This is a genomic window from Virgibacillus salarius, from assembly GCF_039521925.1.
Taxonomy (GTDB): domain Bacteria; phylum Bacillota; class Bacilli; order Bacillales; family Amphibacillaceae; genus Virgibacillus; species Virgibacillus salarius.
On record NZ_BAAACY010000106.1, the window covers coordinates 1 to 8,814 of the forward strand.

Genomic DNA, 8,814 nt, shown 5'->3' on the forward strand with positions numbered 1-8,814 from the left:
GATCCACTTTTTTGAGCGGGTTTTGCTAAAAAAGTTAGCTGAAGGACAAACCCCACGGAAAGGGAAGTGGACAGCCGGAGTGGTGGTCAAGCAAGCAGTAGCTATTATTCCATAATAGCTACTAGAGGAAGCGTGAATCTGAGCATTTAGTGATAAGGACTGAGCGAATTTTGCTCCGTTTTTCTTAGTATAGGATACTATAAATTTAGCCCATGTAGATAAATATGGATCTGTTGAGCGGCGTCTAACTCCAGCGTCCAGAAACTAAACGACTCACCCTAAGCTAAGTCATCATCGACGAGCAAACTAACTGTGATTCTTCGTTGACTCGTTCCAGTCGCCACATAAAAATTTTTCGAGTTTCAACAAGACTGTTTGTTTGATGAATCTTGCTCAGGTAAAAATGGTTAATCAAAGAGATCGAATATTTTTTCGACGATGCTTTTATCTTCTCTTTTTATATCCTTATCTTCTTGGTTGTGATGGAAATGCTCCGTGCAATATTCATGTGGCTCTGTACCTTTCTCAAAGAACATCACCCTACTTGTATTGCAATAAGGAGTGGCACGCTTTCCGGTTGTAGGATCAACGGGTACTCCAATGACTCCGCTGGGTACAGAAAAGGTCTCGTTTGGTAAATTTTCATGAGACTTTCGCATAAAATCAGCCCATATTTCCTTTGCATATCGTTCCTCTGCAACTTTTTCGATTTTACGGTTATCGTCATAGCCTATCCAAATACCAGTGGCAATTGAGGGGCTAAAGCCAATCATCCAGCTGTCAGAATTGGTTGATCCAGATTTTCCAGCATAGAGTCGATTTAGTTGATCGGTAATTGTTGAACCCGTAACGGGCATATACCCATCAAGTTCGTGATCAAACATCCCTGTCATTAAATGCGTTAGAATAAATGTTTTTCTCTGGTCAAGTATTTGACTTTTCTTTTCAGATTTATGTTTATAGACGGTCTTGCCGTTATGATCAATAATTTTGGATATGGAATGAGCATCGATCTTGTACCCGCCATTTGCTAACATACTGTATCCAGTAACCATTTCTTTCATAGATACAGCTGCTGAGCCAAGTGCTAGTGAAGGAACTTCTGGAAGTTTACTTGTGATCCCAAATTCCCTTGCAGTCTCTACTAAAGTTTTAGGTCCAACAAACAGATTTGTTTTAACGGCATATATATTATCTGATAATGCCAATGCTTGGGCTAACGTTATTTCCTTGTTAGCATAATAGCCATTATAATTACTTGGTTGATAGGTTTCCCCATTTGCTAATTGAAATGTAGTTGGTTTGCTTGGTAGCATCGTATTCGGTTTATAGCCATTCTCTAAAGCAGCATAGTAAAGGAACGGCTTGAATGAAGAACCAGGCTGTCGTTTTGCTTGAACGGTTCGGTTAAAGGAGCTTTCTTGATAGTTACGTCCCCCAACCATTGCAATGATTCCTCCAGTATTTGGATTCATTGCTAAGGCTCCTGCTTGTACTTCACTTGTAGGTGTAATCGCATGATTTATCTGTTCCTCTAATTGTAGCTGATGATCTTTTTGAAGTGTTGTGTGAATTTGGTAGCCTCCAGAACGTATCCCTTCAACTTCCATATTTAGCAGATCAGCAGCCTCCTTTATTACGAAGTCTTGAAAATAGGGACCTACTCGCTCTTTTTCCTGTGCATTCGATTTTTTGTATACTAACTTCGCTTGAGCGGCCTGTTTGTACTCCATTTCTGTAATCTTGTCTTGCTGATACATTGCCTGTAAAATTTGCTTCTGTCGATCTTCTGCTCTTTTACTATCATTTAATGGAGAGTAATAGGTTGGCCCTTTAGGAATACCTGCTAACATGGAAGCTTGCGCTAACGTTAACTGTTTGGAACTTGTATCAAAGAATAAATTACTTGCCGATTCGATACCATATGCCCCGTGTCCATAGTAAATCGTATTTAAATACCCCTCTAAGATTTTATCTTTTGAATAAAACATCTCTAAACGAACAGTATAAAATGCCTCCTTCATCTTTCGTAACCATGTCTTTTCATGTGATAAATATAAATTTCGCGCATATTGCTGAGTTAAGGTGCTGGCTCCCTCTTTTAGTGACCATGTTTGAATGTCTTTTAATAGTGCACCAAAGATTCGCTTTATATCAAATCCATGATGTTCATAGAAATTACGATCCTCAATCGCTACTGTAGCTTGGATAACAGCCTCCGACATATCCTTCAGATTTACCCATTCTCGATTTTCTCCTCCATGCTGTTCGCCAATGATTTCTCCTGAGCTGCTATATAGAATGGTATTCTGATCATTTGCTAATTCTGGAGGACCTAAAACAAAGCTTAGCAAGTAAACAAAGATAAATAAGGAAATTCCAGTAAGGAATAGAGATCCAATGCTAATCAGAAATAATTTATGTATTCGTATCTTTCTTTTTTTTGCCATGTTCTTTTCCCTCATATCCTAAGTTAAAGGTAAAAAAAGCTTATCAAAGTCAGGTCAAAAAGTTTCACTTTTATCCCGCATATAACTGGGAGTATGCCCCCCACTTCAAGCAATAAAGAGAAACCACTATTGGTAAGTGGGGGATCAACCGCCAGTAAAGATTAGTTCACCTAACAATCAGTGAGGTGGATAAACAAAACCCCCAATGGATTGAATTTTCATTATATAGGTGGGGAATAACCCGAAAATGTTTAGTGAATGAACATATCCTTTTCTCCATAAAGTTACAATTTATGTGTTCTTTACTAGCATTATGGGAAAAGATATAGGCAAATAAACGTATGTGAAAAAAATGCTTGTCTTTTTGTCAAATTTCTCTATAATTTTATTGTCGTTATATGGAAAGGATGTGTTCGTATGAGCATGTGGTTTACTGAAAAGCAAACAGCTAATTTTGGAATTACAGCAAAAATAAAGCAAACGTTAACTACCGTGCAAACGGATTATCAGGATTTAAACATAATAGAAACAGAAGAATGGGGAAAAATGCTTGTACTTGATGATATGGTAATGACTACAGAAAAGGATGAATTTGTTTATCATGAGATGTTGGCACATGTTCCCTTGTTCACTCATCCTAATCCAAAGCATGTGTTAGTTGTTGGAGGCGGAGATGGGGGCGTTATACGAGAAGTGCTAAAGCACCCTTCCGTAGAGAAAGCTGTACTAGTTGAAATTGATGGGCAGGTGATTACCTATTCCAAAAAATATTTGCCCACGATAGCTGGCTATCTTGAAGACCCTCGGGTTGAAGTCAAAGTAGAGGATGGCTTCTTATATATAGCAAATAGCAAACGAGCCTTCGATGTCATTATGGTAGATTCAACGGAACCGGTGGGCCCGGCTGTTAATCTATTTACACAAGGGTTTTACACCGGTATTTCTCAAGCATTAAAGGATGATGGGATATTTGTTGCACAAACGGATAATCCTTGGTTTAAAGCAGATCTAATTACACAGGTGTATCATGATGTCAAAGCAATTTTTCCTATAACAAAATTATATACTGCTAATATTCCAACGTACCCAAGTGGATTATGGACATTTACAATGGGAAGTAAAATACATGATCCACAAAAGGTAAAAGAAGAAAGATTTAGCACAATCAATACAAAGTATTATACTTCTGAGCTGCATATGGCTGCTTTCGCTTTACCTAAGTTTGTAAATGACTTGCTGACCTAAGAGGGGGAGGATCGTTTTATGAAATTTGATGAAGCCTATTCTGGGAAAGTTTTTATTATGGCTGGCCAAGATTATAATCAAGCAGATGCTGTTATTTACGGAATGCCAATGGACTGGACCGTAAGCTTTAGACCTGGATCCCGATTTGGTCCTGGACGAATTCGTGAGGCCTCAATTGGTCTTGAAGAGTATAGTCCATATTTGGATAAGCATTTAGAAGAAGTAAGTTATTTTGATGCAGGAGATATCCCACTTCCATTTGGCAATGCGGAAAGAAGCTTAACTGAAATTAAAAATTATGTTTCAAAGATAGTCCATGATGGTAAATTCCCCCTTGGATTAGGTGGGGAGCATTTAGTTACGTGGCCAGTAATTCAAGCAGTGCATGAGATGTATCCAGACATGGTTCTCATCCATATAGATGCTCATGCCGACTTAAGAGAGGAATATGAAGGAGAAGTCCTTTCTCATTCTACGCCCATACGAAAAATCTGTGAATTGATCGGGGCTCATCATGTTTATTCTTTTGGAATTCGCTCAGGTATGCGTGAGGAGTTTCAATTTGCTAAGCAAAGCGGCATGTATATGGCAAAGTACAACGTTTTTGCACCACTTAGGGAAATGTTGCCAAAGCTAGCCGGTAAAAAAGTTTATGTGACCATTGATATTGACGTATTAGACCCAGCCTTCGCACCTGGTACTGGTACAGCGGAGGCGGGTGGTATTACCTCTGCAGAAATGTTAGACGTGATTCAGCTTATTGCAAATGCAAATGTTGAGGTAATTGGTGCAGATGTAGTGGAAGTTGCACCCATTTACGATCATTCGGAAAAGACCGCGATTGCAGCAAGTAAATTCATCCGTGAAATGTTGCTTGGTTGGGTAAAATAATAGCTTATAATGTCTATTCATAATTTAGGCACAGACAGACCCTCCTTAATTGAAAGGGTCTGTTATTCATTTATCGAGATCATTTTTAATGAATGGAGGCGTGACATTCTGCTCACCCTTCAAACCCAAATGCTCTTTTATTTCTTTTAATTCTTTTAAAATAGTCTGGGTATTGATCCACGCAGCGATTGAAGCGAAAATGGCAATAATTAAAACTATAGTTATAAAGATGTCCAAAAAAACACTCCTAACATATATTTTCTAGATGATATCATAAATATAAAATTTACACAGTAAGGTTACCGTCACATATTTGGTTGAAATTCTTTACCTGCTTCCTGTATTCTTCCTGTGAATGCTCGTATCTCACTAGTTATCCTACACGAGCGTTATTCTCGTAACATTATGCATATGCATAAAAAACAAGTGCTCGATATGTATCGAGGCTGCATTGTTTGGCAACTAAAGATATGTGTTAATAATGGAATTTTAGATAATGTTTGGAATTAATCGGCTTGTGAACGTATAAAAAAAGTGATGAAGTACGTAAGGTAAAGAAGCAAATTTTATGTTGTTTACAATGAAGAAAACAAATATGGTTAAGTGTGGGATCAACTGCCAGTAAATGCCCGATTGGTTCGGGCCTACATGGAAGTAGGTCACAAAGGCGTTGCCACAGGACGTGGCGATTTAAGCCTTTGTACGTATTTGTTTCAGTAAAAGCCGGATGGAAGTTTCACTTTATAAAACCTTGGTACATCAATGCTTGATAAAAATATTCTGTTATAATAGAATACACAGGAATACATGTTTATAAAAGGCTTATAATCTGGTAGGATTTATCTAAAGTTGAGGCGATATAATGAGTTTACATAAGCAAGTGGCTATTGAACTTTGTACGACGATCGACGATAATGGTCAAATGGAATATAATAAAATTCAGCAAAATGGATTTTTATACAAAAAAGGAAGCTTGGATGTACTTACATTTGAAGAAATGGCAGACGATAATTCGGTCATTAAAAATCTTATTACTATTCAATCAGATAGGGTAAATATTAAGCGTTCTGGTAACGTTACGATGAATCAACAGTTCCAGGAAAGGCAAACGACAGAAAATGTATTAAAGCATCCTTATGGCAGCATACATATGGAAACCTTCACACAATCTATTTTGTATTCCCCATTAAAAGCCCGGGAAGATGGAAGTTTACATATAGCTTATACTGTCAAACTAAATGGACAAGAGGAACGGCAACATAAAATCGATGTAACGATTAAAGAGGAGGACATGACATGAATGTCTTAGCACAAACAGAGAATATATTAAAACAGCAAATTACGAAAGCAGTTATTCAGGCAGAGCTTACAAACGAAGCGGAGATGCCAGATGTTATATTAGAAAAACCAAAAGATAAAACACATGGAGACTTTGCTACAAATATTGCCATGCAGCTAGCGCGTATTGCTAAGAAGTCGCCTCGACAAATCGCCGATGATATTGTTAAGCATTTAGATAAGGCTGAAGCAGCTGTAGATAAGGTTGAAATAGCTGGGCCTGGTTTTATTAATTTCTTCATGAAGGACAATTTTCTTGGTGAAATAATTCCAACGATTCTGCGCGAACAACAATCTTACGGAAAAACAAATGCAGGTCAAGGTGAGAAAATTCAGGTGGAATTTGTATCAGTAAATCCTACTGGGGATCTCCATTTAGGGCATGCTCGTGGAGCTGCGTTTGGCGATGTTTTATGCAATGTGTTAGATGCTGCTGGATATGAGGTGGAACGTGAATATTATATCAATGACGCGGGAAATCAAATCGATAATCTAGCTCTATCAGTAGAAGCACGTTATCTACAAGCATTAGGTAACGATGCTGAAATGCCGGAGGATGGTTATTATGGTGAAGATATTGTAGAAATCGGTAAGCAACTGGGTGTAGAATACGGCGATCAATGGGCAGTTAAAGAGAAGAAGGACAGGTTAGCCTTCTTTAAAGAGTATGGGTTAAAATATGAACTTGGTAAAATTGAAAAGGATCTTGCAGAGTTTCGTGTTGAATTTGATTCTTGGTTCTCGGAGCGTTCCTTATATAAAGAAAATAAAATTACGGAAGCATTAGATGTATTAGACAATTTCATTTATGAAAAAGATGGCGCGACGTGGTTCCGTACGACGGATTTTGGCGATGATAAGGATCGTGTTTTGGTTAAACAAGATGGTAGTTACACATATCTTACACCAGATATAGCTTATCATAAGAATAAATTAGATAGAGGTTTTGATAAGATCGTAAATGTATGGGGAGCAGATCACCATGGTTATATTCCGCGTATGCGAGCAGCAATACAGGCACTTGGCTATCCAGTAGAAAAGTTTGATGTGAAAATTATTCAAATGGTAAATCTATTTGAAAATGGCGAAAAGCTTCGGATGAGTAAGCGAACAGGCAAGGCAGTTGCATTAAGAGAATTAATAGAAGAAGTTGGTGTGGATGCAGTTCGTTACTATTTCGTAACTCGTTCAAATGATTCCCAATTGGATTTTGATATGGACCTTGCACGCTCACAATCAAATGATAATCCAGTGTTCTATGTACAATATGCACATGCTCGTATTTGTACAATGCTAGAGCAAGCTAAAGCCAAAGGGCTTTTGACTGAAGAATCAATGGATGTATCTTTACTCACTTCTGAGAAAGAAACGGATTTATTGAAAAAACTAGCTGAATTTCCACAGGTTGTAGCAGATGCTGCTGAAAAGCAAACACCACATAAAGTGACGCAATATGTATACGATCTTGCAACTTTACTGCATAGCTTTTATAATGCTGAAAAGGTTTTGGATATAGATAATAAGGAGAGAACTCAAGCTCGAATTGCATTAATGAAAGCAGTTCGAATTACGCTTTCTAATGCACTTCAACTAATTGGTGTAACAGCACCTGAAAAGATGTAATAAAAAGATTCAGAGACGAAAACAAAAGTGTTTTAATCAAGGAGAAAAACGCACAAATAGAAATGAGGAGACTTGGACGTTCGTTAGTGAAAAGCGAGTGTATTCGTTCGATAGGCATAACAAACTTGCAAAGAAAAAAACGGTATTTTCTAAAAGCTACAGCTATTTTCCAACATCAACGTGGAAAATAGCTTTTTTATGTTTTTGAAAACCCCTGGCTGTGCCAGGGGTTCCGGAAAGCTTTAAGCGTGGGGTCAAAAAAAGCCTCTCTTCATGGTAAGATAAAGTTGGTTTCCCGACCACTAAATCTCACCTAAGAAGGAGGCGTGTCCAATGAAGGACAAGAATAGTTTAGCACACACAATGTGGAATTGTAAGTATCATATAGTTTTCGCTCCAAAATACAGAAGGCAAATTATTTATGGAAAGTATAAAAAGAGTATAGGTCAAATTATTCGAGATTTATGTGAAAGGAAAGGTGTAACCATTCATGAAGCTAACGGCTGTCCAGATCACATACACATGTTGGTAAGTATTCCACCAAAGATAAGTGTGTCTCAATTTATGGGATATTTAAAAGGTAAAAGTAGTTTGATGATTTTTGATCGTCATGCCAATTTAAAATACAAATATGGCAATAGAAAGTTTTGGTGCCGAGGTTTCTATGCTGATACAGTGGGTAGAAATAGAAGGCAAATACAAGAATACATTAGAAATCAGCTTAGAGAAGACTTCATGGGTGATCAATTAACATTATTCGAAGAGTACGACCCGTTTACAGGCCAAAAAAATAAGAAGAAATAGAAGATTCTTTAGAATCAGTGAGTGAATGTGGTGCAAATGGGAGACCCGTTCGGTGGGCCTTTAAGGCCGAGGTCGGTAACAAAGGCTTTCAGCCTTTGATTTATAAGTTAAGAAAGTATAAAATCAGTGCAATGACTGCGTTAAGCCAAGTAGTTATTTTGAAATGTTTGATGTATATTGGCAATGCTCCGACTAATTGCTTCGCTTTCCGCGGGCACGGCCTCAACTAACTTTGCAAAGAAGAACACGTTGCAAAGTGGATTTTCGGCTCGCGCTAATCCCGCAGGAGTCTACGTAATTAGTCTCCGCTATGAGAAGGTGCACCAATTCTTGTCATAAGTAATAGGTTGACTTTTTTTACAATGGGTAAAGTGAAAATTGCTATCCGTGAGTATAAAAGCAGCTGTGTTACTTCATGCTAGCGTTGTAGAGCCTGATAATAGCGAAGGCCGGCCACTTCAAC

The 8,814-nt window shown here is 37.9% G+C and carries 7 protein-coding genes; 5 read left to right on the forward strand and 2 right to left on the reverse strand.

Translation table 11 applies throughout. The features are described 5' to 3' along the window. Positions 1-407: 407 nt before the first annotated feature. Positions 408-2,450, reverse strand: a complete 2,043-nt coding sequence (locus tag ABDZ84_RS13700; RefSeq protein WP_034679230.1) for a transglycosylase domain-containing protein — start codon at positions 2,448-2,450, stop codon at positions 408-410. A 417-nt stretch (positions 2,451-2,867) separates the two neighbouring features. On the opposite strand from ABDZ84_RS13700, the gene speE reads away from it, so the two are divergent. Together speE and speB are read left to right on the forward strand one after the other, a co-directional pair. Continuing rightward, the gene (gene speE / locus ABDZ84_RS13705; protein WP_026681817.1) at positions 2,868-3,695 is read left to right on the forward strand and encodes a polyamine aminopropyltransferase; all 828 of its coding nucleotides are present in this window, start codon (positions 2,868-2,870) and stop codon (positions 3,693-3,695) included. Between the two features lie 18 nt (positions 3,696-3,713). After that, positions 3,714-4,586, forward strand: a complete 873-nt coding sequence (speB, locus tag ABDZ84_RS13710; RefSeq protein WP_026681816.1) for an agmatinase — start codon at positions 3,714-3,716, stop codon at positions 4,584-4,586. A 66-nt stretch (positions 4,587-4,652) separates the two neighbouring features. Here the strand turns inward: speB and ABDZ84_RS13715 are convergent, their stop codons facing one another. Further along, complete coding sequence (locus tag ABDZ84_RS13715; RefSeq protein ID WP_161629276.1) at positions 4,653-4,823, reverse strand: hypothetical protein; 171 nt, start codon at positions 4,821-4,823, stop codon at positions 4,653-4,655. Positions 4,824-5,448: 625 nt separating this feature from the next. Between ABDZ84_RS13715 and ABDZ84_RS13720 the strand changes: the two genes are divergently transcribed. The 3 genes from ABDZ84_RS13720 to tnpA all read left to right on the forward strand — a co-directional run bounded on the left by ABDZ84_RS13720 (position 5,449) and on the right by tnpA (position 8,351). After that, a complete protein-coding gene (locus tag ABDZ84_RS13720; protein ID WP_034679229.1) occupies positions 5,449-5,886 on the forward strand; it encodes a YwiB family protein in 438 nt (145 codons plus the stop codon). Then, the gene (gene argS / locus ABDZ84_RS13725) at positions 5,883-7,547 is read left to right on the forward strand and encodes an arginine--tRNA ligase (RefSeq protein WP_026681814.1); all 1,665 of its coding nucleotides are present in this window, start codon (positions 5,883-5,885) and stop codon (positions 7,545-7,547) included. The genes ABDZ84_RS13720 and argS overlap by 4 nt, the downstream gene beginning before the upstream one ends. Positions 7,548-7,880: 333 nt before the next feature. Continuing rightward, the gene (gene tnpA / locus ABDZ84_RS13730; RefSeq protein ID WP_026681813.1) at positions 7,881-8,351 is read left to right on the forward strand and encodes an IS200/IS605 family transposase; all 471 of its coding nucleotides are present in this window, start codon (positions 7,881-7,883) and stop codon (positions 8,349-8,351) included. Positions 8,352-8,814 lie beyond the last annotated feature (463 nt).